The 25,298-nt window shown below is 70.6% G+C and carries 27 protein-coding genes; 19 read left to right on the forward strand and 8 right to left on the reverse strand.

Annotated elements, in window-relative coordinates; genetic code table 11:
- The first annotated feature begins 154 nt into the window (after nucleotides 1-154).
- Both OP04_RS43850 and OP04_RS56175 read left to right on the forward strand, forming a co-directional pair.
- Nucleotides 155-1,738, forward strand: coding sequence for a S8 family peptidase (locus OP04_RS43850; protein WP_033345965.1), 1,584 nt, complete (start codon nucleotides 155-157; stop codon nucleotides 1,736-1,738).
- Between the two features lie 120 nt (nucleotides 1,739-1,858).
- Nucleotides 1,859-2,488 carry a response regulator gene (locus tag OP04_RS56175; protein ID WP_063746880.1) on the forward strand — a complete coding sequence of 210 codons (630 nt, stop codon included), beginning with the start codon at nucleotides 1,859-1,861 and terminating at the stop codon, nucleotides 2,486-2,488.
- A 413-nt stretch (nucleotides 2,489-2,901) separates the two neighbouring features.
- Here OP04_RS56175 and OP04_RS56630 read toward each other — a convergent pair whose 3' ends face one another.
- The 3 genes from OP04_RS56630 to OP04_RS43870 form a co-directional block, all read right to left on the reverse strand.
- Complete coding sequence (locus OP04_RS56630; protein ID WP_051799982.1) at nucleotides 2,902-3,861, reverse strand: SRPBCC family protein; 960 nt, start codon at nucleotides 3,859-3,861, stop codon at nucleotides 2,902-2,904.
- 103 nt (nucleotides 3,862-3,964) lie between these two features.
- Nucleotides 3,965-4,699, reverse strand: coding sequence for a hydrolase (locus tag OP04_RS43865; protein ID WP_033345966.1), 735 nt, complete (start codon nucleotides 4,697-4,699; stop codon nucleotides 3,965-3,967).
- 214 nt (nucleotides 4,700-4,913) lie between these two features.
- Entirely contained in the window at nucleotides 4,914-6,476 is a 1,563-nt protein-coding gene (locus OP04_RS43870; RefSeq protein WP_033345967.1) for a methyl-accepting chemotaxis protein, read from the reverse strand.
- 279 nt (nucleotides 6,477-6,755) lie between these two features.
- Between OP04_RS43870 and OP04_RS50795 the strand changes: the two genes are divergently transcribed.
- Nucleotides 6,756-7,637, forward strand: a complete 882-nt coding sequence (locus OP04_RS50795) for a peptidoglycan DD-metalloendopeptidase family protein (protein ID WP_051799983.1) — start codon at nucleotides 6,756-6,758, stop codon at nucleotides 7,635-7,637.
- Between the two features lie 63 nt (nucleotides 7,638-7,700).
- Here the strand turns inward: OP04_RS50795 and csrA are convergent, their stop codons facing one another.
- From csrA to flgN, 5 genes are read right to left on the reverse strand one after another with little or no spacing between them, the layout of a single operon-like run.
- Nucleotides 7,701-7,934: a carbon storage regulator CsrA gene (gene csrA, locus OP04_RS43880; protein ID WP_033345968.1), complete on the reverse strand. Its 234-nt coding sequence runs from the start codon at nucleotides 7,932-7,934 to the stop codon at nucleotides 7,701-7,703.
- Nucleotides 7,935-7,977: 43 nt separating this feature from the next.
- On the reverse strand, nucleotides 7,978-8,412 hold the full coding sequence (gene fliW / locus OP04_RS43885; RefSeq protein WP_033345969.1) for a flagellar assembly protein FliW: 435 nt from the start codon (nucleotides 8,410-8,412) through the stop codon (nucleotides 7,978-7,980).
- A gap of 39 nt (nucleotides 8,413-8,451) precedes the next feature.
- The gene (flgL, locus tag OP04_RS43890) at nucleotides 8,452-9,342 is read right to left on the reverse strand and encodes a flagellar hook-associated protein FlgL (RefSeq protein ID WP_232323966.1); all 891 of its coding nucleotides are present in this window, start codon (nucleotides 9,340-9,342) and stop codon (nucleotides 8,452-8,454) included.
- A gap of 28 nt (nucleotides 9,343-9,370) precedes the next feature.
- The gene (gene flgK, locus OP04_RS43895) at nucleotides 9,371-10,756 is read right to left on the reverse strand and encodes a flagellar hook-associated protein FlgK (protein WP_033345970.1); all 1,386 of its coding nucleotides are present in this window, start codon (nucleotides 10,754-10,756) and stop codon (nucleotides 9,371-9,373) included.
- Nucleotides 10,756-11,238 carry a flagellar export chaperone FlgN gene (gene flgN / locus OP04_RS43900; RefSeq protein ID WP_033345971.1) on the reverse strand — a complete coding sequence of 161 codons (483 nt, stop codon included), beginning with the start codon at nucleotides 11,236-11,238 and terminating at the stop codon, nucleotides 10,756-10,758. Before flgN ends, flgK begins: the two co-directional genes overlap by 1 nt.
- 213 nt (nucleotides 11,239-11,451) lie before the next feature.
- Between flgN and OP04_RS43905 the strand changes: the two genes are divergently transcribed.
- From OP04_RS43905 to OP04_RS43980, 16 genes are all read left to right on the forward strand, one after another.
- A complete protein-coding gene (locus tag OP04_RS43905) occupies nucleotides 11,452-12,327 on the forward strand; it encodes a sigma-70 family RNA polymerase sigma factor (RefSeq protein ID WP_033345972.1) in 876 nt (291 codons plus the stop codon).
- A gap of 202 nt (nucleotides 12,328-12,529) precedes the next feature.
- Nucleotides 12,530-13,378 carry a flagellin N-terminal helical domain-containing protein gene (locus OP04_RS43910; protein ID WP_033345973.1) on the forward strand — a complete coding sequence of 283 codons (849 nt, stop codon included), beginning with the start codon at nucleotides 12,530-12,532 and terminating at the stop codon, nucleotides 13,376-13,378.
- 112 nt (nucleotides 13,379-13,490) lie between these two features.
- Nucleotides 13,491-14,786, forward strand: a complete 1,296-nt coding sequence (gene fliD, locus OP04_RS43915; RefSeq protein WP_033345974.1) for a flagellar filament capping protein FliD — start codon at nucleotides 13,491-13,493, stop codon at nucleotides 14,784-14,786.
- Between the two features lie 17 nt (nucleotides 14,787-14,803).
- Nucleotides 14,804-15,187 carry a flagellar export chaperone FliS gene (gene fliS / locus OP04_RS43920; protein WP_033345975.1) on the forward strand — a complete coding sequence of 128 codons (384 nt, stop codon included), beginning with the start codon at nucleotides 14,804-14,806 and terminating at the stop codon, nucleotides 15,185-15,187.
- 7 nt (nucleotides 15,188-15,194) lie between these two features.
- Entirely contained in the window at nucleotides 15,195-15,536 is a 342-nt protein-coding gene (locus OP04_RS43925; protein ID WP_033345976.1) for a hypothetical protein, read from the forward strand.
- A gap of 228 nt (nucleotides 15,537-15,764) precedes the next feature.
- Nucleotides 15,765-16,106 carry a flagellar basal body rod protein FlgB gene (locus OP04_RS43930; protein ID WP_033345977.1) on the forward strand — a complete coding sequence of 114 codons (342 nt, stop codon included), beginning with the start codon at nucleotides 15,765-15,767 and terminating at the stop codon, nucleotides 16,104-16,106.
- Nucleotides 16,107-16,117: 11 nt separating this feature from the next.
- The gene (locus OP04_RS43935; RefSeq protein WP_033345978.1) at nucleotides 16,118-16,516 is read left to right on the forward strand and encodes a flagellar basal body rod protein FlgC; all 399 of its coding nucleotides are present in this window, start codon (nucleotides 16,118-16,120) and stop codon (nucleotides 16,514-16,516) included.
- Entirely contained in the window at nucleotides 16,513-16,827 is a 315-nt protein-coding gene (locus OP04_RS43940) for a flagellar hook-basal body complex protein FliE (RefSeq protein ID WP_033345979.1), read from the forward strand. Before OP04_RS43935 ends, OP04_RS43940 begins: the two co-directional genes overlap by 4 nt.
- On the forward strand, nucleotides 16,827-18,413 hold the full coding sequence (fliF, locus tag OP04_RS43945; protein WP_033345980.1) for a flagellar basal-body MS-ring/collar protein FliF: 1,587 nt from the start codon (nucleotides 16,827-16,829) through the stop codon (nucleotides 18,411-18,413). Before OP04_RS43940 ends, fliF begins: the two co-directional genes overlap by 1 nt.
- A gap of 69 nt (nucleotides 18,414-18,482) precedes the next feature.
- On the forward strand, nucleotides 18,483-19,499 hold the full coding sequence (fliG, locus tag OP04_RS43950) for a flagellar motor switch protein FliG (protein ID WP_232323967.1): 1,017 nt from the start codon (nucleotides 18,483-18,485) through the stop codon (nucleotides 19,497-19,499).
- The gene (locus tag OP04_RS43955; protein WP_033345982.1) at nucleotides 19,483-20,151 is read left to right on the forward strand and encodes a FliH/SctL family protein; all 669 of its coding nucleotides are present in this window, start codon (nucleotides 19,483-19,485) and stop codon (nucleotides 20,149-20,151) included. Before fliG ends, OP04_RS43955 begins: the two co-directional genes overlap by 17 nt.
- Nucleotides 20,148-21,485, forward strand: coding sequence for a FliI/YscN family ATPase (locus OP04_RS43960; protein ID WP_033345983.1), 1,338 nt, complete (start codon nucleotides 20,148-20,150; stop codon nucleotides 21,483-21,485). The genes OP04_RS43955 and OP04_RS43960 overlap by 4 nt, the downstream gene beginning before the upstream one ends.
- A 29-nt stretch (nucleotides 21,486-21,514) precedes the next feature.
- A complete protein-coding gene (locus OP04_RS43965; RefSeq protein WP_232323968.1) occupies nucleotides 21,515-21,928 on the forward strand; it encodes a cell envelope biogenesis protein TolA in 414 nt (137 codons plus the stop codon).
- Nucleotides 21,925-22,932 carry a transglycosylase SLT domain-containing protein gene (locus OP04_RS43970; RefSeq protein WP_232323969.1) on the forward strand — a complete coding sequence of 336 codons (1,008 nt, stop codon included), beginning with the start codon at nucleotides 21,925-21,927 and terminating at the stop codon, nucleotides 22,930-22,932. The genes OP04_RS43965 and OP04_RS43970 overlap by 4 nt, the downstream gene beginning before the upstream one ends.
- A 47-nt stretch (nucleotides 22,933-22,979) precedes the next feature.
- Entirely contained in the window at nucleotides 22,980-24,755 is a 1,776-nt protein-coding gene (locus OP04_RS43975; RefSeq protein ID WP_033345985.1) for a flagellar hook-length control protein FliK, read from the forward strand.
- 27 nt (nucleotides 24,756-24,782) lie between these two features.
- A complete protein-coding gene (locus OP04_RS43980; RefSeq protein WP_051799985.1) occupies nucleotides 24,783-25,295 on the forward strand; it encodes a flagellar hook assembly protein FlgD in 513 nt (170 codons plus the stop codon).
- Nucleotides 25,296-25,298 lie beyond the last annotated feature (3 nt).

Raw genomic sequence — 25,298 nt, forward strand, 5'->3', positions numbered from 1 at the left:
CAACGGCGCAAAAGACGTACCCGTGCGGGGTCTTGATTTTGTTCCTTTCCCGCGCTACCGGAGCGCAACCGCGAGGGTCCCGCACGGTGACCCCGGCCGCCGAATCTTATGGAGGTCGGCGGCCAGACGGGCTCCGGCAGAGGAAAGGGAGTTCATGACCGCAATCCACCGCACCGGCCGGCGTGCCGCCGGTCTCGCCATCGCCTCCGCCACCGCCGCCGCGTTCGTCGCTCTGACCGGCGTGGGCGTGGCCCACGCAGCCCCGGCCACCGGTGCCGTCCTCCAGGACGGCGCACCCGGCGCGATCAAGGACAGCTACATCGTGGTCCTGCGCGACTCGGCGGCGACCGGCCGCTCCGCGAACGCCGCGGGCGACCTGGCGAAGCGGTACGGCGGCAAGGTCCGCAACTCGTTCACCTCGGCCGTCCGCGGCTTCAGCACCGAGATGTCCCGGTCCGCGGCGCGACGCCTCGCGGCCGACCCCGCGGTCAAGTACGTCGAGCAGGACCGCCGGGTCACGATCTCCGCGACGCAGACGAACGCGACCTGGGGCCTGGACCGCATCGACCAGCGCGCCCTGCCGCTCTCCGGCACCTACGCCTCCCCGAGCGCGGCGAACGTGACCGCGTACGTGCTGGACACCGGCGTGCGGATCAGCCACAAGGACTTCGGCGGGCGGGCCCGGCACGGCTGGGACTTCGTCGACAACGACTCGGTCGCGGACGACTGCCAGGGCCACGGCACCCACGTCGCCGGTACGGTCGGCGGCGCCACCTACGGCGTGGCCAAGGACGTCAAGCTGGTCTCCGTGCGGGTCCTCGACTGCAACGGCAGCGGCAGCTACTCGCAGATCATCGCGGGCGTCGACTGGGTCACCCGCAACGCGGTCAAGCCGGCCGTGGCGAACATGAGCCTCGGCGGTTCGGCCTCGGCCGCGCTGGACGACGCGGTGCAGCGCTCGATCAACTCGGGCGTGACCTACGTGCTGGCCGCCGGCAACGAGAACAAGGACGCCTGCGCGTCCTCGCCGGCCCGGCTCCCGGCCGCCATCACGGTCGGCGCCTCGGACGGCAACGACGCCCGCGCGTCGTTCTCGAACTACGGCACCTGCCTGGACCTCTTCGCGCCCGGCGTGAAGATCCTGTCGGACGCCCGTTCCGGCGACACCAGCACCGCCACGATGAGCGGCACCTCGATGGCGTCGCCGCACACCGCCGGCGCGGCCGCGCTGGTCCTCGCCGCGAACCCGCAGGCCACACCGCAGCAGGTGCGGGACGCGCTGGTCGCGCAGTCCACCACCGGCCGGGTCACCGGCCTCAACGGCTCGCCGAACCGTCTGCTCTACACGGGCGCGGCCGGCACGGTGCTGGAGACGGCGCCGGCGCCCGCCACGCCCGTGACCGCGAACTGCGACCGGTTCGAGTCGCTGACCGACGTGGCGCTGCCCGCGACCTCGAAGCTCACGGTCGCGGACTGCGGCACCACCGGCACCACCGCGTCGAAGACCAGCTCCGTGCAGGTGACGGTGCGCCAGGCCAAGCGCGGCAACCTGCAGATCCAGCTCACGTCCCCGAACGGGAAGATCTGGAACCTGAAGGTGCCCGCCGGCAGCGGTGACCTGCTCGCCACCTGGAACCTGGACGCCTCGTCCGCGCTGAAGAACGGCGCCTGGACGCTGACCGTGAAGGACGCGACCGGCCGGGCCGGCGTGCTCGACTCCTGGACCCTGACCGCCTGACCCGTTCCACCCGTTGCTCGCCCCGTCGTCCCTCCCCGGGACGGCGGGGCTTTCACGTTCCCCAGATAAACCCAAAAAACGGATATAACATAATTATTCGTACGGTCGGAGGAGGGTGCGATGACGCTGTTGCAGGACGAGCAGCCGCAACCCACGGTGCTGGTCGTCGACGACGAGGTCGACCTCCGCGACATCATGCGCCGCATGCTGGAGCGCCGCGGTTTCACCGCGCTCACCGCCGGCGACGCCCGCGCCGCGATCGACCTCTGCCGCGATCACGACGGTCCCGTAGACCTGCTGGTGACCGACCTCAGCATGCCCGAGGCCACCGGCCGCGAGGTCGCGGAGCAGGCACTCGCGCTCCGCCCCGGCCTGCGCGTCATCTACGTGTCCGGGCTGCCCAAGGAGGTGGCCGTGGACAAGGGCATGGTCGGCGAGGACGCCCGCCTGCTCCAGAAACCGTTCACCACCAGCGCCCTCATCGACGCGGTCAAGGACGCCCTCCAGCACGACGCCCCCAGCTCCCCGCCCCCCAGCACATCCCCCTCCGGCGCACCCTCCGGCAGCACCCCGCCCGGCGCCGCTTCGCCCGACAGCCCGGCCCTCGCCGGCTCTCCGCCCGGCGGCTCTCCGCCCGGCGATTCCCTGCCCGGCGGAGCCCTGCCCGGCGGAGCCCTGCCCGGCGGAGCGCCGGCGCAGGATGCCGCCGGCACGGACCAGACCCGGATCGCGGGCGACGGCACCCCCTGAGACGGCCTCGCCGCTTCCCGTCAAGATCCTCATCGCTCCGGCGCCGGACACCCTCTCCGCGCGCCTTTGCTCTGCTTACATGGACAAAACGGCCCACCATAAGCGGTCGAACCGCCACATCTCCCGCCATCAGGCCGACCGCGGTCAACGCGACGACCAGCCGCGGTCGGTGGCGCGGAGCCGCCCACCTCGGTTCAGGTGAGCCCCGCCTCGGCCAGGTGAGAAGAGCGGGTCCGGCTAGGTAAGCAGTGCAAAGCAGCGGGCGATAGGTATCAAAAGGGTGCCAGGCGCGCATTACGGGAGCAGACGGTGTGAAACGGCCCGGCGCGGCCTAGGTAAGCAGAGCAAAGGTGTGCGGGAAACGCGGAAGCCCCGGCCCGAGGAGGGGCCGGGGCTTCCGCGTGTGGAGCGCGTCAGGACTTGCGGTTGCCGCGCTTGTCGTTCTTGGGCATGCGCTCGGTGTCGGTGTCCACGGCGGCCAGGTCGATGGTGGTGTCCGGGCCGGCGCCGCCGCCTCCGACGCCCTCGCCGGCGCGCCGGGTGCCGCCGGTGACCGCCGCGGTGGCGGTGGACGGGCCGGTGCTCGCGACGACCGAGGCCGTGGCGCCGAGGGTAGCGCCGGCTGTGGCGCCGGTGGTCTCGTCGATGGTCTCGGCGGGCTTGGCGGCGCTGATCCGGCCGGCCGGCTGGGTGATCGGCTCGGCGCGGCGGTTGCGCATTATGGCGGGGCTGGGTGAGACCGTCTTCTGGTTGCCGCGGGAGGCCTTGGCGCGCGTGCCGATGCCGGAGCCGGGGCCGAGCGTGGGCCTGGTGAGGCTCTCGGAGAGCGTGCCGGCGGTGGTGATGCCCGGTTCGTTGCCGCCGTAGGTCTTGTTCAGGCCCACGTTCATGCCGGCGTTGGTGCCGGCCCGGCCCATGGTGGTGGCCAGCGGGATCCCGGACGCCTGGTGCGGGCTGAACCCGCTGTTCTCCATGAGCCGCTTGAAGCTGGTGAGGTCGGCCTTGAGCCGGCGGCTCAGCGAGTCCTGGGCGTGCCGGTCGCTGGGCATCAGCGCGGCCACGTCCGCGTCCATCTGCGCGACGATCTGGGTGCGTTCCGCGGTCATCGGCTTGAGCGTGATGATCTCGGAGAACGCGGGCCCGTTCGTGGCGCGCCAGGAGACCAGCTCGTCCGTGCGGCACTCGGTGATCTGTGCGTCGAACTCGCGGCGTTCACCGTCCAGGTCCATGATCCAGTGGGTCTTCGTGCTGGACAGCTGCGTGACCTCCTGGACCCCGCTCATGAACTGCGGATAGTTCTCGAAGTGCGACAGCTGCTCGTAGACCGCATGCAGTGGCGCGCCCACCTCGATGGCCTGCTTCACCGTGCTCATCGATCCTCCAAAGACTAGGAGATCTCCCCGGCCCGGGCAGGGGGTCGGTTCACCCGAGCGTAGCCAGGAAAAGTGAGCAAAAGCCGCGAAAGCCGAAAAGCGCTTAGAGGCCGGCAACGTACTGCCAGCGGCCGACCTGGGCGGCGTAGCGGGCGTCGGAGGCTGCCGAGACCGTCACGCCGGACTCGAGCAGGCGGTGGACCAGGGCCGCGGATGGCGTACGCCAGGCCTCGCTGACCTCGACCGTGGCGTGCGTGACGCGGCAGCCCTCGACCAGGTGGGTCAGCAGGTGCGCGTCGATCTCCTCCTCGCCGATGCCGATCTGGTTGAGCAGGCTGAGCGGGCGGGAGAGGCGGGCCGGCGCGTACCGGCTGGCGCGCTCGACGCCGCGCACCGTCGCCTCGACCGCGCGCTCGATCACGTCCGCGCGGCGCACGGATCCGGCCGCGAGCAGGCCGCGGACCTGCTGCGGGGTGGCCGGGCCGGCGGCGAGCGGGAGGCGGCTGAGCGAGACCGTGATGGCGTCCAGGCCACCCAGGTCCGGCGGCCACGCCAGCCAGCCGTCGGCGCGGATGATCTCGATCTCGGCCGCGACCGAGAGCCGGATGTCCGTGCGCTGCTGGGCGCGGCGGACCGAGTCGCCGTACGCGGGCAGCCACGTGCTGTCCGGCCCGGCCTGGTCCGCGAACGTCAGCGACGTGAGGCCGGCACGGTCCGCGGCCATCACGACCACGCCGACGCTGTCGCGCCCCGCGGAGAAACCGGTGTGGACGTGCGCGTCGGCGCACAGGTCAAGCATCGGCGTCGCCTCGACGGCGGCGGTGCGCTCTGCGCTCACGGTGTGCTCCCTGCGTCTCTCGCCCGGGACGCCGTCTGTTTCGGCGCCTTGCGGTGGGGCGACTCCCGCCCGAGATGACAATCGGCCCGGCGCGTAGTGCCGGCGGGTACCCCGCAGGTGCAGTCCGGTTACTAACCCCGGTTTCGCAGAACCACAAAAGCATTCGGGGGTACGGCGCGCGTGCGCCGTACCCCCGATGAAGGTTGTGGTGGTTTCAGGAGATTCTGAAGCTGCCGACCAGGGCGCGCAGCTCCTCGGCGGTGCGGGCGACCTCCTGGCTGGCCTGGTTGGTCTGGTTGACGCCCTCCATCGACTGGCTGCCGGCCTGCGAGACCTCGGCGATGCTGCCCGCGATGCGGCTGGCGCCGGCGGCGACCTCGGCGATGCTGCGCGACATCTCCTGCGTGGTGGCGGTCTGTTCCTCGACCGCGCTGGCGATGGTGGTCTGGTAGTCGTTGATCTTCGCGATGACCTCGCTGATCCGGTTGATCACCTCGACCGCGCCGCCGGTGTCGGACTGGATCGCGGCGACCCGGGAGGAGATGTCCTCGGTGGCCCGCGCGGTCTCCTGGGCCAGGTCCTTGACCTCGGACGCGACGACCGCGAAGCCCTTGCCCGCGTCGCCGGCGCGCGCGGCCTCGATGGTGGCGTTCAGGGCCAGCAGGTTGGTCTGTTCCGCGATCGAGGTGATCAGCTTGATCACGTTGCCGATCTCGGCGCTGGACTCGCCCAGCCGCTCGATGCTCTGGGTGGCCAGCGCGGCCTCGCTGACGGCCTGGCCGGCGATCTGCGCGGCCTCGTTGGTGTTCTGCGAGATCTCGCGGATGGACAGTCCCATCTCCTCGCCGCCGGCCGCGACGGTCTGCACGTTGCGGGAGATCTCCTCGGCCTCGGCGGAGGCGGCGGACGTCTGCCCGTTCGTCTCCTGGGCCGCGTGGGCGATCTCGGCGCTGGTGGCGGACAGCTCGGTGGCGGCGCCGGCCAGCGTGTTCGCGTTCGCGGCCATCGCCTCCATCGCCTGCCGCATCCGGTCCACCGCATGGTCCAGGCCCTGTGCCATCCTGCCCAGCTCGTCCTGGGAGTCGATGCCGGTGCGGACGGTCAGGTCGCCGGTGGCCAGCGCGTCGACGACCTGGCCGACGCGGCGGACCGGCGCGAGGATCGACCGGACCAGCGGGATCGCGAAGCCGATCAGCGCGGCGACGCCGATCACGGCGACCAGCAGCATCCACAGCCGGGCCGAGGCGGTGGTCGCGGCCATGTCGGTCTGTTCCTGGGCGATCGCGGCGTCGAGCTTCTCGTGGATGGCGCCGATCGCGTCGTCGACCACGTGGTTCTGGTCCGCGATCGAGTCGTACTGGTCACGGACGCTGGACGGGTCCTTCACCGCCCGGTTCACGAAGTCCACGCTGAATTCGTTGAAGCCGGTGACGTTGGGCTCCAGCGCCAGGATGTCGTCGTCGATGTCCCCGGGCAGCGCGAAGACCTTCGCGGCGTCGTACGCCTCCAGCGCGGACAGCACGTCGTCGGCCACGTCCTGGGTGGTGTCGGCGCCGCCGAACGCGCGGTAGGCGTCCACCTTGAGCTCGCTCTCGCGGGTGTCCAGGTGGTTGAGCGCCGCCTTGGTCATCGCGAAGGCGTGGACCTCGTCGCCCTGATGGGCCAGGCGTTCCTGGGACCACATGCCGATGCCGGTGACGCACGCGGCGACCACGACCCCGGAGACGACGATGACGGAGAGCCGCTTCCCGACTCCCACATCTGCCAGACCAGCCACAGGGACCTCCTTGACGAGGGCGGCGCACCGAGGGGGGCGACTCCGCACACATGGGCCCGATCGGCGATGCGGCGTCCGTCATGAGCCAATCAAACGCCTTCGTTGGCTAATCCGAGGGTTTAGGCCGATTTCTCGGTGGCGGCGGCGATGCGTCACGGGTGCGGGCCGGGTGCGTCGCGGCCGCAACCGGCTCGCACTGCACGGGCACCGGCACGGCAGCCCGCGACCGGGAGTCTCCTTCCGTGCCCACGCCGACCGGTGCGGGCAGGAGGAGGGGTCTTGCCCGCGAAAACCGCGAAACACGCGAAGCACCAGCCCGCGAAGCGCCGTCACCGCCGGGTCTCCGCGGCCGTCGTCGCCGGGCTCGGCCTGATCGCCGGCGGTCTTGCCGGCGTGACCGCGAGCCCGGCCGAGGCCGCGGCCTCGGTGTCCGGCACGGTCAGCACCGGCGGGCTCGTGCTCAACGTGCGCAAGGAGGCCCGGACCGGGGCCGCGCGCGTCGGCACGCTCCTGGAGGGCGCCAAGGTCACGATCATGTGCCAGGTCAAGGGCAACCCCGTCAGCGGTACGGTCCGCAGCACCGACCTGTGGGACATGATCGCGAGCGGCATGTACGTCTCGGACGCCTACGTGAAGCGGCCCGCCACGCCGCTGCCGCTCTGTGCGCCGCCGACGCCGAAGTCCGGCCCGACGACCACGCCGGCCGTGGGGACGTCCGGGTGGGTGCTGCCGGTGCCGGCCGCGATGAACAGCGGCTTCCGGACCGTGGACCGCCCGTCCCACAACGGCATGGACCTGGCGATCGCGCGGGAGACCCCGATCAAGGCGGCGCACGCGGGCGTGGTGATGCGCGCGTTCTGCAACGTCTCGGCGGGTACCTGTGACACCGACGGCAGCCTGAGCATCGTCGGCTGCGGCTGGTCGCTGGAGATCCGGGACGACGAGGGCATCACCACCCGGTACTGCCACATGGTCCGGCGCCCGACCGTGGTCCCGGGGCAGCGGGTGGCCGCGGGCGACCTGGTCGGGTTCGTCGGCTCGTCCGGGCAGTCGACCGGCCCGCACCTGCACTTCGAGATCCACACGGCGTTCCCGGCGACGATCGAGAACGCGATCGACCCGTTCCCGTACCTGAAGGCGAAGGGGGTCCCGGTCCGCTGAGACGACGCCGGGCCGGCCGCCGTGTGGCGACCGGCCCGAGCGAGGCAGATGTTGCAGTGTCAGTCAGTCCGGCTTGCGCAGGGCCCCGGCGAGCGCCTCGACCGCGCTGTCCGCCGGGGATGCGGCCTCGCGGTTCGCGGCCTGCAGTTCCCGGTAGATCTCCTCGCGGTGCACCTGCACGGTGCGCGGCGCGCGGATCCCCAGCCGGATCACCTCGCCCCGCACCTCCAGCACGGTGATGACGATGTCGTCGCCGACCATCACGCTCTCTCCGGAGCGCCGAGTCAAAACGAGCATGCGACTTTCCCTCCATGGTGGGACGCATTGAGTTCTGGCCGGCTCACCCCGCGATGGCGAGCTCCGCCCGGACCGGCAGGCCGGATCCACTGAGGACGGTCTGCATGCCCTTGCGGTTGCCGCGGTCGATGACGATCGGGGCGAGCAGGTTCGCCGTGGCGTGGGCGGCGGTGTCGCCGGCCGTGACCACGAGCAGGACCAGCAGGTCTTCCGGCTTCGGGGAGCCGAGCAGTTCGGCGGCCTCGTCGTCGATCTCCGGAGCGTAGTCCGGGAAGAACGGCGCGGGAGGCATAACCAGGAAACGGAGGTCCGCGTTGTCCACGGCCCGGAGCGAGTAGAGCAGCCCGTTCTCGTCCAGCCGGACCAGGACGAACTGCCGGCTCTCCGGGAAGCCGGGCATCGGGGAGATCAGGTCGATGACTGGCAGATCCAGCAGGTCTGCTTGCATCTCTTGCTGCTCGATCGTTCGCGCGGTCATGGCTTCCCTCGACCTTCTCAGTGGGGTGTGAGCCTGCGGCTAGCGCAGGAAATCCATCAGCGAGGGCTGGATCACCTTGGCGGTCGCCTGGAGCGCCGCCTGGTAGGCCGTCTGCTGCAACTGCATCTGCATGATGGTGTTCGGCAGATCGATGTCCTCGATCTCCGAGAGCTGGCTCTTGACGTTGAGCAACCGGTCGTCGGCCGCGGTGCGGCTGGTCTCGATGCGGTTCGTCCGCGCGCCGACGTCGGCACGATTTGTCTTGATCGTACCAATCGTGACGTCGAGATTCTGGAGATCGGAGGTAAGGGCGCCGGTGCTGCCGGCGCGCAGGTTGGCCGAGATCGACTCGAGGACCGAGAAGAGCTGGGTGGGCGAGCCGTTGGCGCCGAAGATGTCCGTGCCGCTGGCGTCCACCCGCACCTTGGAGGCGTCGCCGACCGTGCGCATGACCGCGCCGTCGTCGCCGGTGTACTGGCCGTTCGCGTCGAACGCGCGCTCGCCCGTGGTGGTACCGCCGAAGATCGGCCGGTCCAGGTACTTGGTGTTCGCCAGGCCGATCAGCGACTTCCGCAGGTTGTCCACCTCGACCGCGATCGCCTCGCGCGCGTCGCCGGTGCTGGAGGTGCCGGCGGACATGCCCTGCAGCACCAGCTCGCGGACCCGCATGGTCTGGTTGCCCGCGCCCTCCAGCGCGCTGTCGATGACGCCGAGCCAGCCCAGCCCGTCCGAGGCATTGCGGGAGAACTGCTGCACGGCCCGGGACTCGCCGCGCAGCTGCAGCGCGGACACGGTGCCGGTCGGCGAGTCGGACGGCCGGCTGATCTGCTTGCCGCTGGAGAGCTGTTCCTGCAGGTTGCCGACCCGGGTCAGGTTTCCCTGAAGGTTCGCCAGCACCCGGTTCGTGATGGCGCCGTCGGTGACCCTCATCTGCATCGCCATGAGCTGCCGCCCTCCCCTACACGGCCATGCGGTTGATGAGCACGTCGAGCATCTCGTCCACCGCGTTCAGCACCCGGGACGCGGCCTCGTAGCCACGCTGGTACGTGATCAGCTGGGTCATCTCCTCGTCCAGGTTGACGCCGGCGAAGGACTCGCGTGCCGCGTCCGTGTCCTGGGTGACCACGGCCTGGATCGCGTGCCGGCGGTCGACCGACTGCGCCTCCACGCCGAGGTTCGCGATCAGCACGGCGTACGTGTCGTCCGGCCCGCCCGGCGTGGTGGCCAGGTCGGCCAGCGCGTCCGCGTTCGCGGCATCGTAGGTGCCGGCCGTGGCGGAGGCGGCCACGAACTCCGGGTCGTCGAACGCGACCTTGATCGACTCCGCGGTGGTGCCGGTGAAGAAGTCCCGGCCGGAGCCGCCGTCCAGGCCGTACCCGGCGGAGTGGATCGTGTTGACCGTGGTCGCGAGCTTGGCGGCGACGCCGTCGAGCTGGCCTGAGTACCGCGGGATGGTGGTGGTCAGCGTGTCCTGGATCGCGCCCATCGTGCCGGTGACCTGCGCCGCCGTGCCGGAGTCGGCCCAGCGCACCTTCACGCCGCTGCCGGCCGGGTCCGCGGTCTGGTTCTGCAGCCGGTCCGCACCGGTCATCCGGATCTCCCGGGCGGTGACACCCTGCACCAGGCCGGAGCCGCCGAGGTAGACCGAGGCGGTGCCGTCGCTCTGGATCGACGAGGTGGCGCCGGTCAGTTCGGAGAGCTTCATCAGCTGTACGTCGCGCTGGTCGGCCATCTCGTTGACCGGCAGGCCGGCCGCGGTGGCGCGCTGGATCGTGGTGTTCAGCTGGGCGATGTTCTTCGCCATCGTGTTGACCTCGGTGGCCAGCGCGTCCCCCTGGTCCCGATTGGCCTTCCACTGCGCGCCGAGGCTGTTGTACGCGGCGTGGATGCCGTCCACCACGGTGTTGCCCTGCTGGATGAGCGCGGTCCGGATCGCCCGGTCGTCGGGGTTGTTGGCCACGTCCGCGAACGAACCCCACAGCTCGCTCATCTGGTGCTTGAGCGCGGTGTCGCTGGGCTCCGCGAACGTGTTCTCGATCGTGACGAACTGCGACTTCTGGTTGTTCAGGTACGAGATGTTCGCCCGTTCCTCGCGCCCGCGCCCCTCCAGGAAATCGTCGCGGGTGCGGCGGATGTCGGAGATCGAGACGCCGTTGCCGACCCCGTCCGACGTCGACCACATCGTCGGCGAGATGTTCCCGCTGGCGGACGTCATCTGCACGCGCTGCCGGGTGTAGCCCTCGGTGTTCGCGTTCGCGATGTTCTGCCCGGTCACGTCCAGCGCACGGCGCTGCGCGTAGAGGGAACTGAGCGCGGTGGTGATGCCGGAGAAGGTACTGCTCATCAAATCGCCTCATCCACTAGGCGGGCACGGTGGCCGGCGGACACGGACTGCCCCTTCGGGCCGTAGGTTTCGACGGAACCGGCGATGATCATCATCGTTTCGCGCGCCGCACGCTGCCCGGCGGAGAGCAGATCGCGGTTGGTGGCGGCAAGACTGCTGATCTCGGCGGTCAGCGTCAGAAATGACTTACGGTGTTCATGGAGGAGGTCGCTCCACGGCATGGCCGCCGCATCGGCGATCTCTCCCAGGCTGGCCTCGGGCGAGAGTCCGAGCTCGACCGCGGCGGCCTGGGCGTGGGCGGCGCGGATGACCTCGGTCTCGCGCATCTGCTCCAGGACCATCTCGACCTCGCGGGTCGCGTGGGCCAGCCAGCGGGAACGGCCGGAGGCGAGCAGCACCTGCTCCTCTTCGAGCTTGAAGAGGAGGAGTTCCATCAGCTCCCGGGTCCGCCACAGGACGCTGGACAGTTCGATCAAGCTCACGAGCGCCTCCGCCTGTCGGACGATGTCCCCTGTTCGTCCTTGCAGGTCGGCAGGTCAATAGCTGCCCTGAGGGGTTTCGACCTGAGGATTCCGGGCCGGATGCAACCAAATGGCAACCGTAAGTCACGGACACGGCACCTTTAGTAACAGAGAGTTTCTCTCGTTCACGGTGAACAGCCCGCTCAAGTGGGCCAACGCCTGAGGGGGAAACACATGACCGCCGTCGCCGTAGCTACCGCTGCGAATGTCGCCACCGCCCACGAGCAGGAACTTCTCATCAGGGAACACATCCCGCTCGTCGGCCACCTGGTCCGCGACATGCTGAGCCGGGTGCCCTCGCACGTCAATCGCGACGATCTGACCTCGGCCGGCCTCGCCGCGCTGGTCACCGCCGCCCGCGGGTTCGACCCGTCGCGTGGCATCCCGTTCGCCCGGTTCGCCGCCACCCGCGTACGCGGGGCGCTCCTCGACGAGCTGCGACATCTGGACTGGGCGTCCCGATCCGTGCGCTCCCGGGCCCGCAAGACCGACACCGCCCGGCAGGAGCTGACCGCCACGCTCGGCCGTACCCCGTCCCAGCAGGAGCTGGCCGGGTTCCTCGGCATCGCGGTGGACGAGCTGAAGGAGGTCGAGGACGACGTGCAGCGCGCGGTCGTGCTCAGCCTCCAGGGCTTCACCACCGGCGCCGCGGAGGACATGGTCACCGAGCGGACCGCCGGCCCGGAGGATCTGCTGCTGCACCGGGAGCGGATCGGCTACCTGCACGACGCGATCGCGGCACTGCCCGACCGGCTCCGCACCGTGGTCAACGGCTACTTCATGCAGGAACGGCCGATGGCCACCATCGCGGCCGAGCTCGGCGTGACCGAGTCGCGCGTGTCGCAGCTGCGCGCGGAGGCGCTCACGCTGCTCCGGGACGGGCTCAACACGCACCTCGACCCGGAGCTGATGGAGCGCAAGGACAAGAAGGACGGGTGCGTGGCCCGGCGGCGCGCCTCGTACTACCAGGAGGTCGGCTCGCTCGGGAATCTGCACACCCGGCTCGCGTTCACCGACCACCACGGCGTCCCCATCGCGATAGCCGCATAGGTCGTCCTCACCCGCCGCCCGGCGCCGCCGATCAGGTCCGATCGGCGGCGCCGCGGTCGCTACCCGGTCCCGGGAAAGCGCGGCCGGAAAGCCGAAAACTCTTCTCCCGAATTCTCAGGAGCAGGCCCGCCACGCCGAATGTGCATGGTGTACGGCACACGGATGGGCCGCACACGGACCCGATCTCAAGGAGGAAAACAAAATGGGTCTTCGCATTAACCAGAACATCGCCGCGATGAACTCCTACCGGAACCTGTCCGTCACCGACGGCCAGATGTCCAAGTCTCTGGAGAAGCTGTCCAGCGGCTTCCGGATCAACCGGGCGGCCGACGACGCGGCGGGTCTGTCGATCAGCGAGGGCCTGCGTTCGCAGGTCGGTGGCCTGAAGGTCGCCGTCCGTAACGCGCAGGACGGTATCGGGGTCATTCAGACCGCTGAGGGTGCCCTCACCGAGGTGCACAGCATTCTTCAGCGTATGCGTGACCTGTCGGTGCAGGCCGCGAGCTCGGGGTCCAACGACACCGACGCTCTGGCCGCCAGCAACACCGAGTTCCAGGAGCTCGGCAAGGAGCTCACCCGCATCGCCAAGACCACCACGTTCGGCTCGCAGAACCTGCTCGACGGCTCGTACAGCGGTGACTTCCAGGTCGACTGGAAGAACACCACGAGTGACGAGGGCAAGTTCAACGTGACCATCGACAATGGCACGGCGACCAAGGGGGTCAGCGCGACGGACCTGGGCGTAGACGCCGAGGACCTGACCGCCGCCGGTGGCGCTGCCACGGCGCTGGGCAAGGTCGACGACGCCATCAAGCTGGTGTCGACCACCCGTGCGAAGCTCGGTGCGTACCAGAACCGTCTCGAGCACACGATCAACAACCTGAACGTGTCGGTCGAGAACCTGTCGGCGTCGGAGTCGCGTATTCGTGACACCGACATGGCCGCGGAGATGGTCTCCTTCACCCGGAGCCAGATCCTCTCGCAGGCGGGCACTTCGATGCTCTCGCAGGCGAACCAGGCCCCGCAGGGCGTTCTCTCGCTGCTCCGCTAAATGCGATAACAACTGAATGAACCGAATAAGCACCACATAACTGAATAGGTGGGGCGGCTGGCAGACGGCGCCGGTCGCCCCACCACCTTGGCACCATCCGGGAGGAAAACACATGGCCGGCAGCGTCAGCGGGCTCGTCAGCGGGCTCGACACCCAGACGATCATTTCGCAACTCATGCAGGTCGAGGCGGCCGGTCAGACGCGCCTCAAGGCGAAGGTCAGCACCGAGCAGAAGGCGGTCACCGCCTACCAGTCGGTGAACACCAGGCTCGCGGCGCTGAAGACGGCGGCCGACGAGATCGGCAAGCTGTCCACCTGGCGGTCCGCGGCGTCGACGTCCTCCTCCTCGACCGTCAAGGTCGCCACCACCAGCTCGAACACCACGGCCACCGGTTCCGTCACGTTCGACGTCGTGTCGCTCGCGAAGTCGCAGGTCTCCACGACCCGCGCCGCGTCGACCGGCGATGCCACGTCACAGAGCACCGTCTCGCTGACCAAGGGCGACGGCACCACGGCCGACATCGACATCTCCGCCGACCGTTCGCTGGCCGGCATCGCCAGCGCCATCAACAAGGCCGGCGTCGGCATCAAGGCGACCGTGGTCGCCTTGGAGGGCGGCGAGAGCGTGCTGCAGATGTCGTCGGCCAAGTCCGGCGTGAACAACGGCTTCACGCTCACCGCCGGGTTCGACGGCGAGGTCAAGACGCCGACGGCGGCCACCGATGCGAAACTGCAGGTCGGCGGCGCGGACGCGGACGGCGGCTACAGCGTCACCAGCGACTCCAACACCTTCTCCAACCTGATCAGCGGTACGTCGATCACGGTCACCAAGGAGAACGAGACCGGTGTGACGGTCGACGTCAACGCGGACACCGGCGCCATCTCCGCCAAGATGAAGGCGCTGGTCGACGCCGCGAACAGCGCGCTCGGCCAGATCACCAGCCAGACCAGGTACGACCCGACGAACAAGACCGGGTCGCCGCTGACCGGTGACTTCGCGGTCCGTCAGATCGCGCAGAAGGTTCTCAGCGCGGTCGGCGGCGGCATCACCGATTTCGGCAGCGCGTCGGGCATCGGCATCTCGCTGACCCGGGACGGCACGCTCAAATTCGACGCCGCCACGTTCGAGACCGCGTACAAGGCGGACCCCGACAAGATCAAGGCGGCGGCCACCACGTTCTCCACCGGGCTGTCCACGCTGTCCGACACCGCGCAGACCGACGTGACGAACATGGTCAACGGGCGCAACTCGCTCATCAAGAACATGAACGATCAGATCGACAACTGGGACATCCGGCTCGCTACCCGCAAGGCGTCGCTGAGCAAGCAGTTCGCCGGCCTGGAGACCTCGCTCAGCTCGATGAAGAACCAGTCCAGCTGGCTGTCCAGCCAGATCGCCGCGCTATAAGGGGACGTGACCGGAAGATGACCTCGCCCGCGCTCCGCAACCGCTACCTGAACGACTCGGTCAGCACCGCGTCGCCCGGGAGGCTGCTCGTGATGCTCTACGACCGGCTGGTGCTGGACGTGGCCCAGGGCGAGGACGCGCTGCGGGCCGGCGACCGGACCACGGCCGGCGCCAAGCTGATGCACGCCCAGGAGATCATCATCGAGCTGCGGTCGACGCTCGACATGGAGGTCTGGTCCGGCGCGGCCGGGCTGGCCGCGCTCTACGCCTGGTGGCTGAGCGAGCTGATCGGCGCGAACGTGGGCGCGGACCCGGAACGGGCCCGTGTGGTCCGCGAACAGATCGAACCGGTGCGTGATGCGTGGCGGGAGGCCGCCACGCAGGAGGCGGCCGCGGGGTAACCCGGCGATGACCACGGCGAACGGGACGACGGACGGCTGGCGCGGCGCCTGGACGGAGGCGCTGGACCGGCTGGAGCTGGACGTCACCATCGTGGAGGCGCTGCTGACGGACATCCACCGGTCCGACGAGCTGCCGGTACCCGACCCCTGGTCGCCGCCGGAGGGCATCGGACCGCTGCCGCTGGACCTGCGCCCGCGCGCGGACGGCATCCTCAAACGGCAGACCGCGGCCGCGCAGCTGCTCGCCCAGGCGCTGGTCGGCACGCGCCGGCAGGTCGCGGCCGCCTCGAAGGTGGAAACCCGGGACTCGATGCCGTCCCGCCCGGCCTATCTGGATTGCGCCATGTAGTTCGTACCCCCGCATGCCTTTGATCTGCTTCTGTCCCACGGACCGGCGTTTTCGGTCCGTGGGACGCGTTTCTTGACAACTCGACAGCGGAAATTTCTCAGCTCGCACCCGGACGGCTACCCGCGCGGCCTCAACCGCGCCGCGACCCGGCCGATGGGAAGGGCACGAGCACGGAGCGCTCAGCGAAACGCCACGGAACGGCGGCCAGGCAGGGAAGGAGGCGCCGCCGTGTTCGACGACGTCACATCGTCAGCGCTCCGCATCGCCGTGAACGGGCTGTCCGCCCGGCAGAAGGCGATCGCGAACAACATCGCCAACATCGAGACGCCGGGGTACCACGCCCAGAAGGTGAAGTTCGAGGAGGCGCTCTCCCACGCCGTCGCGTCGGGTCAGCCGACCCGCGTCGCACCGTCCGTGGACCGCTCGCTGGAGCCCACGCGGCTGAACGGCAGCAACGTCAACCTCGACGAGGAGACGCTGTCGCACGTCGACACGTCCATGCGGTACCAGCTCACGCTGCGCGCGCTGGACAGCAAGTACGGCCTGATCAGCACGGTCCTGAAGGGCTGAGGGGGAACCAGATGAGCACATTCAACGCGATCGGCATCGCCAGCACCGGCGTCACGGTGTACCGCAAGTGGCTGGACGCGGTGTCGGACAACGTCGCGAACATGAACACGGTCAAGCGCACGTCGGAGGCCGCGTTCCAGGAGCGGTACATCGTGGCGCAGGAGGCCGGCGACGGCAACGGCGTGCAGGTCGGCGGCGCCGCGTTCGGCAGCGCCGAGGGCCGGCTCGTGCACGACCCGAGCAACCCGCTCGCCGACTCCGAGGGCTACGTGCGCATGCCCGACATCGACCTCGGCTCCCAGATGGGCCAGCTGGTCATGGCGCAGCGCGGCTACCAGGCCAACCTGTCCGTGGTCGAGCGTGCCAAGGACTCCTACTCCGCCGCCATCCAGCTTGGGAAGGGCTCATGACGACTCCGATCGCGGGCGTCGGCGGCATCGGTGCCGCGCTGCCCATCGCACCCGTCGCGCCGGCCTCGACGCCGGCCGTCACCGGTCCGAGCGAAAGCTTCGCCTCCATGCTCTCGGACGGCCTGGAAAACCTTCAGAAGGTACAGGGCCGCGCCGATGAGCTGGCTGTGCAAGCCGCCAACGGCACACTCTCCGATCCCGCCGCCTACACGATGGCCAGCACCGAAGCGGCGCTGGCGACCCAACTCACCGTGGCAGTCCGGAACAAGGCCGTTGAGGCCTTCACAGAGATCATGAGGATGCAGGCTTAATGCAGACAAACCGGCTTCCGGCGCCCGTCCGCCGCCTGACCGACTCGTTCGCCTCCTTCACCACCGGCCAGAAGGCCGTCACGATCTTCGCGGTTCTCGCGCTCGCCATCGGCGGGTACTTCTTCGCCACGTGGGCCGCGAAGCCCTCGTACGCGATGCTCTTCAACAACCTCTCCGGTGAGGACGCGAGCGCGATCGTCGAGAGCCTGCAGGCTGATGGAGTGGCGTACGAGCTCGCCGACGGCGGCGCGACGATCCGGGTTCCGCAGGACCAGGTCTACGACCTGCGGATCCAGATGAGCGGCGCGGGACTGCCGGCCAACTCCGACTCGGGCTACGCGCTGCTGGACAAGCAGGGCATCACCACCTCGGAGTTCATGCAGCACGTCGGCTACCAGCGGGCGCTGGAGGGCGAGCTCAACAAGACCATCACCTCGATCGACGGCGTGCAGGCCGCCACCGTCCACCTGGCGATCCCGCAGAAGGACGTCTTCTCCGACGACGCCGAGAAGCCGACCGCGTCGGTCCTGATCGCGGCGAAGAGCAACACGCCGCTCTCCAGCCAGCAGGTCCAGTCCGTCGTCCACCTGGTCGCGTCCAGCGTCGACGGCCTCGAGCCGACCGCCGTGACCGTGGCCGACTCCTCCGGCAAGGTGCTCTCGGCCGGCGACGGCAGTGCGGTGGGCGCCGGCAGCGGCGACGCCGACCAGAAGGTCACCGCGTTCCAGACGCAGATGAACGGCAAGATCCAGGCGATGCTGGACAAGGTGCTCGGGCCGGGGAACTCGACCGTCACCACCACCGCGGACCTGGACTTCGACAACACCGAGACGAAGACCACCAAGTACAGCTACGACCCGACCGTGCCGGCGCTGTCCGAGTCGAACAGCCGCGAGACGTACTCCAACGGCGCGAACACCGCGGCCGGCGTGCTCGGCCCGGACAACATCCAGGTCCCGAACGGCAACGCCGGCACCTCCAACGGCGCCTACGAGTCGACCACCACGAACAAGAACAACGCGGTCAACAAGACCGAGGAGACCCGCAAGGCCTCCGGCGGCGCGATCCGCAAGCTGACCATGGGCGTCGTGATCAACAGCAAGGTCGCGGGCGGCATGGACACGGCCGAGGTCGAGAAGCTGGTCGCGTCCGCGGCCGGCATCGACACCACCCGCGGCGACTCGCTCGCGGTGTCGGCCATGCCGTTCGACACCTCGGCCGCGGAGGCCGCCAGCGCGTCGCTGGCCCAGGCCACCAACGCGGAGAAGCAGGCCACGTACCTCTCGCTGGCCAAGACCGGCGCGGTCGTGCTGATCCTGCTGATCCTGATGTTCATCGCGTGGCGCGCCGGCCGGAAGGCCCGCCGCCAGCGCCTGACCGAGGAGGAGCTGGCCCGCCTGGCCGCCGAGGAGGAGGCCGAGCGCAACCGCCGCGCCTCGATGAGCACCCAGGTCGAGATCGAGCGGGCCAACGACCAGCACGCCGAGGACCGCGCGGTCCGGCAGAAGGAGATCGAGCGGATGGTCGACGACCAGCCGGACGAGGTCGCGCAGATGCTCCGCGGCTGGATGTCGGAGCGCCGCTAGCACGCACCAGGCCCGGCCGGGGACACCCGGCCGGGCCTGCCGCATTTCACAGAACAGGGGGTGCCGCCGGTGGCAAGCGGAACGATGACCGGCCTGCGCAAGGCCGCCGTGATGCTGGTCCAGATGGACAAGGAGCGCTCCGCCAAGCTGCTGGCCCAGCTCAAGGAGAGCGAGGTCGAGGAGCTCTCCGCGGAGATCGCCCGGCTCGGCCGGGTGGAGTCGGACACCGCCGACACGGTGATGGACGAGTTCCACGCGCAGATCACGGTGCGGCACGCCGGCCAGGGCGGGCTCGAGTACGCCCGGGAGCTGCTGGAGGCGTCGCTCGGCCCGGAACGCGCCTCGATGATCCTGGACCGGCTGAACGCGTCGATGACGGACATGCCGTTCAACTTCCTCAGCCACGCCGACCCCCGGCAGGTCCTCTCCTTCCTCCAGCACGAGCACCCGCAGACGATCGCGCTGGTCCTGGCGCACCTGCCGTCCACGCTCGCCTCGCAGATCCTGTCCGGCCTGGACGCGAACGCGCAGTCCGACGTGGCGCACCGGATCGCGAAGATGGACCGCACCTCCCCCGAGGTCATCCGGCAGGTCGAGATCGCGTTCGAGCGCAAGCTCAGCACGGTCCTGCAGCCGTCCGAGCTCTCCACGGTCGGCGGCCTGCAACCCCTGGTGGACATCATCAACCGTTCGGACCGCGGTTCGGAGCGGCTCATCCTGGAGGGCCTGGAGGGCCGCGACCCGGAGCTGGCCGAGGAGATCCGGCGGCGGATGTTCATGTTCGAGGACATCAAGACGCTCGACGACCGCGCGATCCAGCTCATCCTGCGCCAGGTGGAGTCGAACGACCTGGCCACCGCGCTCAAGGGCGTCGCGGAGGAGGTCCGCGACAAGGTGGTGCGCAACCTCTCCGAGCGTGCCCGGGAGAACCTGCTCGAGGAGATCGACCTGCTCGGCCCGGTCCGGCTGCGCATGGTCGAGGAGGCCCAGACCAAGATCGTCCAGGTCATCCGGGCGCTCGAGGACTCCGGCCAGATCGAGATCCAGCGCGGCGGGGGTGACGCGGAGGATGAGCTCATCGCCTGATCCGGTCATCCGGGCCGAGGACGCCGGCCACGTCGCGGCCGCACGGTTCGACATCGACCTGCGCCACGAGGCGCCGGTGCCGCCCGAGGCGGTGGAGCGGGCCCGGACCGCGGCCCGGACCGCCGGCTACGCGGAGGGCTGGGCGCAGGGCCAGCAGGCCGCCGCCGTCGCCGCGCACGCGGCCCGCGACCAGGCCGAGGCCGCGCACCGCGCGTTCGAGGCGAACAGGGCCGCGGCGCTGAGCTCGGTGCTGACCGCGATCGGCCAGGCCGTGGCGCGGCTGGACGCCCGGATCGTGCCCACGCTCGACGACCTCCAGGAGACCGTGCTGGCCAGCGCGCTGGAGCTGGCCGAGGCCGTGATCGGCCGGGAACTGGCCACGGCGGCGAACGGCGGCATGGACGCGATCCACCGCGCGCTCGCGATGGCGCCCTCGACCGGCGACGTCCGGGTGCGACTGCACCCGAATGACTACCAAAACCTGCTGACCACCGCTACCGGCGGCGAGTTCACTTATGAGGGCCGGGTGATCCGGATGCAGCCCGATCCGGGCCTGCAGCCGGGCGACGCGGTCGCCGAGTGCGGCCCCACGACGATCGACGCCACGATCGCCGCCGCGATGGCCCGAGTGAGGGAGGTGCTGGACCTATGAGCAGCAGCCCCGCACTGCGCAGCCGGCTCAGCTCCGCGGTCCGCGCGGCCCGCCCGATGACGGTCGGCGAGGTCACCGGCGCGGTCGGCCTGCGCGTCACGGTCAGCGGCATCGGCGCGCGCGTCGGCGACCTGCTCCAGATCGGCGGCGACCGCGAACCGATCCTGGCCGAGGTCGTCGCGCTGGACGGCGAGCGGCTCAGCTGCCTGCCGCTCGGCCCGATCACCGGCATCGGCACCGGCGCCCCCGTGGTCAACACCGGGGCCCCGCTGCAGGTGCCGGTCGGCCCCGACCTGCGCGGCCGGGTGCTCGACGGCCTGGGCCGGCCGATGGACGGCGGCCCGCCGCTGCGCGGGGAGCGGGTAAGCATCGACGCCGTGCCGCCGTCCGCGCTGGCCCGGCAGACCGTGCAGCAGCCGATGCCGCTCGGCGTGCGCGTGCTGGACACGCTGGTCCCGCTCGGGCGCGGCCAGCGGATGGGCATCTTCGCGGGCTCCGGCGTCGGCAAGTCCTCGCTGATGAGCATGATCACCCGGGGCTGCGACTGCGAGCTCGCCGTGATCGGCCTGATCGGCGAGCGTGGCCGTGAGGTACGCGAGTTCCTGGAGCGCGACCTGGGGCCGGAGGGACTGGCGCGGTCCGTGGTGGTGATCGCCACCGGTGACCAGCCGCCGCTGGTCCGGCTGCGGGCCGCGTTCGTGGCCACCCGGATGGCCGAGTGGTTCCGGGACCAGGGCAGCGACGTGCTGCTGATGATGGACAGCGTCACGCGTACCGCGATGGCCCAGCGTGAGGTCGGCCTGTCCGTCGGCGAGCCGCCCGCGACCCGCGGTTACCCGCCGTCCGTCTTCGGCATGATGGCCTCGCTGCTGGAACGCGCCGGGCCGGGCGCGATCGGCAGCATCACCGCGCTCTACACCGTGCTGGTCGAGGGCGACGACCACAACGAGCCGATCGCGGACGCGGCGCGCGGCATCCTGGACGGGCACATCGTGCTGGACCGCAAGCTGGCCACGGCCGGCCACTTCCCCGCGATCGAGGCGCTGGAGTCGATCTCCCGGGTGGCGAACGTGGTCACCACGCCGGAGCAGCGCGCGCTCGCCACCGGCCTGCGACGGCTGCTCGCGGCACACCGGGACGTGCGCGAGCTGGTCGAGATCGGCGCCTACGTCCCCGGCACCAACCCGGACGCGGACGTCGCGAACGTCATCTGGCCGCAGATCCTCGGCTTCCTGAGGCAGAGCCTGGACGACCCCAGTCCGGCCGAGCACTCCTGGGCCCTGCTCAATTCCCTACTGAACGCCGACAACCTGCCGATTGAAGGAAGGTCATGATGAACCGCCGCCATTTCCGCCTTGCACCGGTGCTCCGCGCTCGTCAAGCCCAGGAGGACGCGGCGAAGGGCGGCCTCGTCCGCGCCCGGTCCGCCGAGCGTGACGCTCAGGATCTCGCCAAGCGGGCCTCGCTCGACCTGGTCGGCGCCGGCGCGCCGACCGAGGGCACCGCCCGCGCGATCGTCGCCGCGCTGGTGGCCCGGCAGGCGCTCGCCGCCAACCTGGCCGCCGCGGAGGCGAAGGTCGTCGAGGCCGGCGACCACACGGCACTGCAGCAGAAGCTGCTCGCGGACGCCGCCAAGAAGCGGCGTGCGGTGGAGCGGCTGGCCGAGCGGCACGCCGAGGCGCGCAAGGCCCACGAGATGGCGAGTGACCAGAAGGCGATCGACGAACTGGCCGTGACGAACGGCCAGCGGGCTTCGGCCCGGGGAGCCAGTGCGTGATTCAAGGCATCGCTAACGTCCAGCAGCGCATCGCGCAGCTGCAGACGCAGCTCGGCCTTAATCCGATCGGCACGAACCCGATTACCGTCACCAAGACCGACAGCAGCAGCGCCGCAGCGGCCGGCGGTGGCAGCTTCGCCTCCGCGCTCACCGCGGCCACGAGCACCGGCTCGGCCAGGGCCACGGGCGGCGCCACCGGGGACGGGATCGTCGCGGCCGCGAAGAAGTACCTCGGCGTCCCGTACGTGTTCGGCAGCACGAATCCGGACAAGGGCCTGGACTGCTCCGCGCTCGTGCAACGCGCCTACTCCGACATGGGCGTTAAGCTTCCGCGGATCGCGGCCGATCAGGCAAGGGAAGGCACCGCGGTGGCCAGCCTCGACCAGGCGAAACCCGGGGACATCCTCGCGTTCAACCGGCCCGTCGACCACGTCGGCATCTACATCGGCAACAACAAGATGATCGCCGCTCCCCAGCCGGGCGAGCAGGTCAAGATCCAATCGGTGTACGCCAAGCCGAGCACGATCCGCCGGGTCGTGAACGACGAGGTGGCCGCGATGCCGTCCGCGAGCACCGTCGCCGGGCTGCGTCCGGCGTCACTCGGCGGCGGGGGCGGGCTGAGCGGGGTGCCGTACGCGGACCTGTTCACCCAGGCCGCCGCGAAACACGGGGTGCCGGCGAAGCTGCTGGCCGCGGTCGCGAAGGTCGAGTCCGGGTACAACCCGCGGGCGGTCAGCCCGGCCGGTGCGCAGGGCCTGATGCAGCTGATGCCGTCCACCGCCCGGGGCCTGGGCGTGAGCAACCCGCTCGACCCGGCCCAGGCGATAGACGGGGCGGCGCGGCTGCTGAAGTCGAACCTGAAGGAGTTCAAGTCGCTCGACCTGGCGCTGGCCGCGTACAACGCCGGCGGCGGGGCGGTGAAGAAGTACGACGGGATCCCGCCGTTCGCGGAGACCCAGGCGTACGTGCCGAAGGTGAAGGCCGCGCTGGCCGCCCTCGGATAAGAACTTTAGACCGAAATTTCGTCTTTTCTAGGGAGAAGTTGCCACCGATGACCAACCCGATGTCCATCAACGCGTCGAACGCCTCGTCGAAGACCGCCAACTCCGGCAACGCCCACAAGCGTCCCGGTGGTGACGCCGACGCGTTCTCCTCGATGCTGGCCGGCGAGGTGGACTCGAAGCGTCCGGAGACCGCACGCCCGCAGGAGCGCCCGGCCCGCGACGACGACGCGGTGCGGCAGCAGCAGCCCCGGGACGCCCGGATCGCCCGGGACGTCCGCCCCGCCCGCGACGCGCGGGAGACGCGCGACGCCCGCGAGACCCGTGACACGCGCGAGACCCGTGACGCCCGCGAGACCCGTGACACGCGTGACACCCGTGAGGCCCGGGACCCCCGCGAGACCGGCGACGCCCGCGAGGCACGTGGCACGCGCGAGACGCGTGACGGGCGCGAGGTCCGCGACACCCGCGACGCCGGGAAGACCGAGAGCGCGGACAAGACCGAGAAGACCGACGGCACGGACACGACCGGTGAGGCCGGCAAGCGCGGCGAGGCGGAGAAGACCGGCGAGGCCACCTCGCAGGCCGCCACCACGGTCGCCGCCGTGCCGATCGACGCCGCGACCGCGCTGCTCGCCTCCGTGATCCCGACCTCGCCCGCGCCCACCGGTGCCGCCACCGTCCCGGCCACGACCCCGTCGGCGACCCCCACCGGCACCCCGGCCGTCGCCGGTCTCGCGCAGGCCGCGGGCCCGGACGCACCGTCGGCGGCCGCCGGCACCGCGCCGGCGACCACGATCAACCCCGCCGTGGGTACGCCGACCGGCGCGCCACTGCCCGAGGGCTTCACGCCGGTGGCCGACGGCGAGACCGTCGCGCTGCCCGCGGACGCCACCGTCGCCCCGGCCGCGCCGCAGGCCCCCGCCGCCCCGGCGGCCCAGCCCGCCACCACCGTCCCGGCCGTCGCCACCGCGCCCGTCGACCAGCCCGTCACGCCCGCCGCCACCGTCACCACCGACCCGGCGGCCGGCCCCGCCAGCACCGATCCGGCCGCCGCGCTCGCGACCGGCGCGGCCGCGGTCACCGGACAGGACACCACCGCGGGCGACAGCGGGCAGAGCAGCGGTGACCCGTCCGGAAACGCGGCCCCGGCCGTACCCACGGCGTCTGTGGAAACCGCACCGGACGTGACCGCCGCCGGGCCGCAGAACGTGCCCGCGCCGGGAATCGACCCTGCCCGTGCCGCGTCAGCGGCCGGGTCCGTCACCACGGCCGACCCGGCGCTGGCCGCGGGCGCGGTCACGCAGCCGTCCGCGCCGGCGCCGGCCGCGCCGGTCACGGCCGCCACGCCGGTGCCGTCCTACGCGGGCACGCCCGGCACCGCGCCCGCGCAGCAGGTCGCGATGCACATCGCGCCGCTGAAGCTGGAGGCGGACGGCATCCACCGGCTCACCGTGCATCTGCACCCGGTCGATCTCGGCCCGGTGAGCGTGGTGGCGGAGATCCGCGACGGCAACATCAACGTGCAGCTGTCCGGCGGCACCGAGGCCGGGCGGGAGGCGCTGCGCAACTCCATGAACGACCTGCGCAAGGAGCTCCAGGACGCCGGCTTCGGCAACACGAACCTCGACCTGAGCTCGGGCACGCCCCAGCAGAACTCGGACGCCTACCAGCGGCAGTTCGCGCTGCGCAACCAGAACCGGGGCGGCTACGGCCGTGGCGGCGACGGTGCGCCGGCCGCGGAGGCGCCGACCGCGCCGGTGGGCGCCTCGCGCGGCTTCTTCACCGACCGCGGCGGCAGCCGTCGCGTGGACACCACGGCCTGACCTGGGCCGCAGACCTTGGGGGAAACGATGACCACGCCGATCGGCGGTGCCGGCACCACCAACATCAGCGACGTCCTGGGCAAGTCGAACCAGGAGGCCGCGAAGTCGAGCAACAAGCTGGATCAGGACACGTTCCTCAAACTGCTCGTGGCGCAGATGAAGTACCAGGATCCGAGCAATCCGGCGGACGCGACGCAATTCCTCACCCAGACCGCCCAATTCACGCAGGTGGAGAAATTGGGCGTGATCGCGGACAGCATGGCGAAACTGGACACCATTGCGAGCGGGCAGGCGTCCATGTTGCAGAGCCAGCTGATGCTCGGCGCCAGCAATATGATCGGGAAGACCGTGACCGCTAAGAACCCGGCCGGCGGTGCCGACATTACTGGTGTCGTCAGTTCGGCGACATTTGGTGGCAGCACCCCGACGCTGAAGATCGGGGACACGGATGTAGCGCTGTCAGACGTCAAGGATGTTCGTCAAGCCGGTGCACCGGCGGGTCCGACCCCCGCTGCGAGCGCCGGAGAACAACCGGTCTAGCAA

It is taken from the genome of Catenuloplanes japonicus, from assembly GCF_000717135.1.
Taxonomy (GTDB): domain Bacteria; phylum Actinomycetota; class Actinomycetes; order Mycobacteriales; family Micromonosporaceae; genus Catenuloplanes; species Catenuloplanes japonicus.

What these genes read in the sequence shown, in the direction of transcription:
- OP04_RS43935 (WP_033345978.1), top strand. Translation starts at nt 16,118, where the DNA reads ATGAGCACATTCAACGCGATCGGCATCGCCAGCACCGGCGTCACGGTG.
- fliW (WP_033345969.1), bottom strand. Translation starts at nt 8,412, where the DNA reads ATGACCGCGCGAACGATCGAGCAGCAAGAGATGCAAGCAGACCTGCTG.
- OP04_RS43955 (WP_033345982.1), top strand. Translation starts at nt 19,483, where the DNA reads ATGAGCTCATCGCCTGATCCGGTCATCCGGGCCGAGGACGCCGGCCAC.
- fliF (WP_033345980.1), top strand. Translation starts at nt 16,827, where the DNA reads ATGCAGACAAACCGGCTTCCGGCGCCCGTCCGCCGCCTGACCGACTCG.
- OP04_RS43980 (WP_051799985.1), top strand. Translation starts at nt 24,783, where the DNA reads ATGACCACGCCGATCGGCGGTGCCGGCACCACCAACATCAGCGACGTC.
- OP04_RS43925 (WP_033345976.1), top strand. Translation starts at nt 15,195, where the DNA reads ATGACCACGGCGAACGGGACGACGGACGGCTGGCGCGGCGCCTGGACG.
- OP04_RS43960 (WP_033345983.1), top strand. Translation starts at nt 20,148, where the DNA reads ATGAGCAGCAGCCCCGCACTGCGCAGCCGGCTCAGCTCCGCGGTCCGC.
- flgK (WP_033345970.1), bottom strand. Translation starts at nt 10,756, where the DNA reads ATGAGCAGTACCTTCTCCGGCATCACCACCGCGCTCAGTTCCCTCTAC.
- csrA (WP_033345968.1), bottom strand. Translation starts at nt 7,934, where the DNA reads ATGCTCGTTTTGACTCGGCGCTCCGGAGAGAGCGTGATGGTCGGCGAC.
- fliS (WP_033345975.1), top strand. Translation starts at nt 14,804, where the DNA reads ATGACCTCGCCCGCGCTCCGCAACCGCTACCTGAACGACTCGGTCAGC.
- OP04_RS43850 (WP_033345965.1), top strand. Translation starts at nt 155, where the DNA reads ATGACCGCAATCCACCGCACCGGCCGGCGTGCCGCCGGTCTCGCCATC.
- OP04_RS43910 (WP_033345973.1), top strand. Translation starts at nt 12,530, where the DNA reads ATGGGTCTTCGCATTAACCAGAACATCGCCGCGATGAACTCCTACCGG.
- fliD (WP_033345974.1), top strand. Translation starts at nt 13,491, where the DNA reads ATGGCCGGCAGCGTCAGCGGGCTCGTCAGCGGGCTCGACACCCAGACG.
- flgL (WP_232323966.1), bottom strand. Translation starts at nt 9,342, where the DNA reads ATGAGGGTCACCGACGGCGCCATCACGAACCGGGTGCTGGCGAACCTT.
- OP04_RS43940 (WP_033345979.1), top strand. Translation starts at nt 16,513, where the DNA reads ATGACGACTCCGATCGCGGGCGTCGGCGGCATCGGTGCCGCGCTGCCC.
- OP04_RS56175 (WP_063746880.1), top strand. Translation starts at nt 1,859, where the DNA reads ATGACGCTGTTGCAGGACGAGCAGCCGCAACCCACGGTGCTGGTCGTC.
- OP04_RS56630 (WP_051799982.1), bottom strand. Translation starts at nt 3,861, where the DNA reads ATGAGCACGGTGAAGCAGGCCATCGAGGTGGGCGCGCCACTGCATGCG.
- OP04_RS43975 (WP_033345985.1), top strand. Translation starts at nt 22,980, where the DNA reads ATGACCAACCCGATGTCCATCAACGCGTCGAACGCCTCGTCGAAGACC.
- OP04_RS43905 (WP_033345972.1), top strand. Translation starts at nt 11,452, where the DNA reads ATGACCGCCGTCGCCGTAGCTACCGCTGCGAATGTCGCCACCGCCCAC.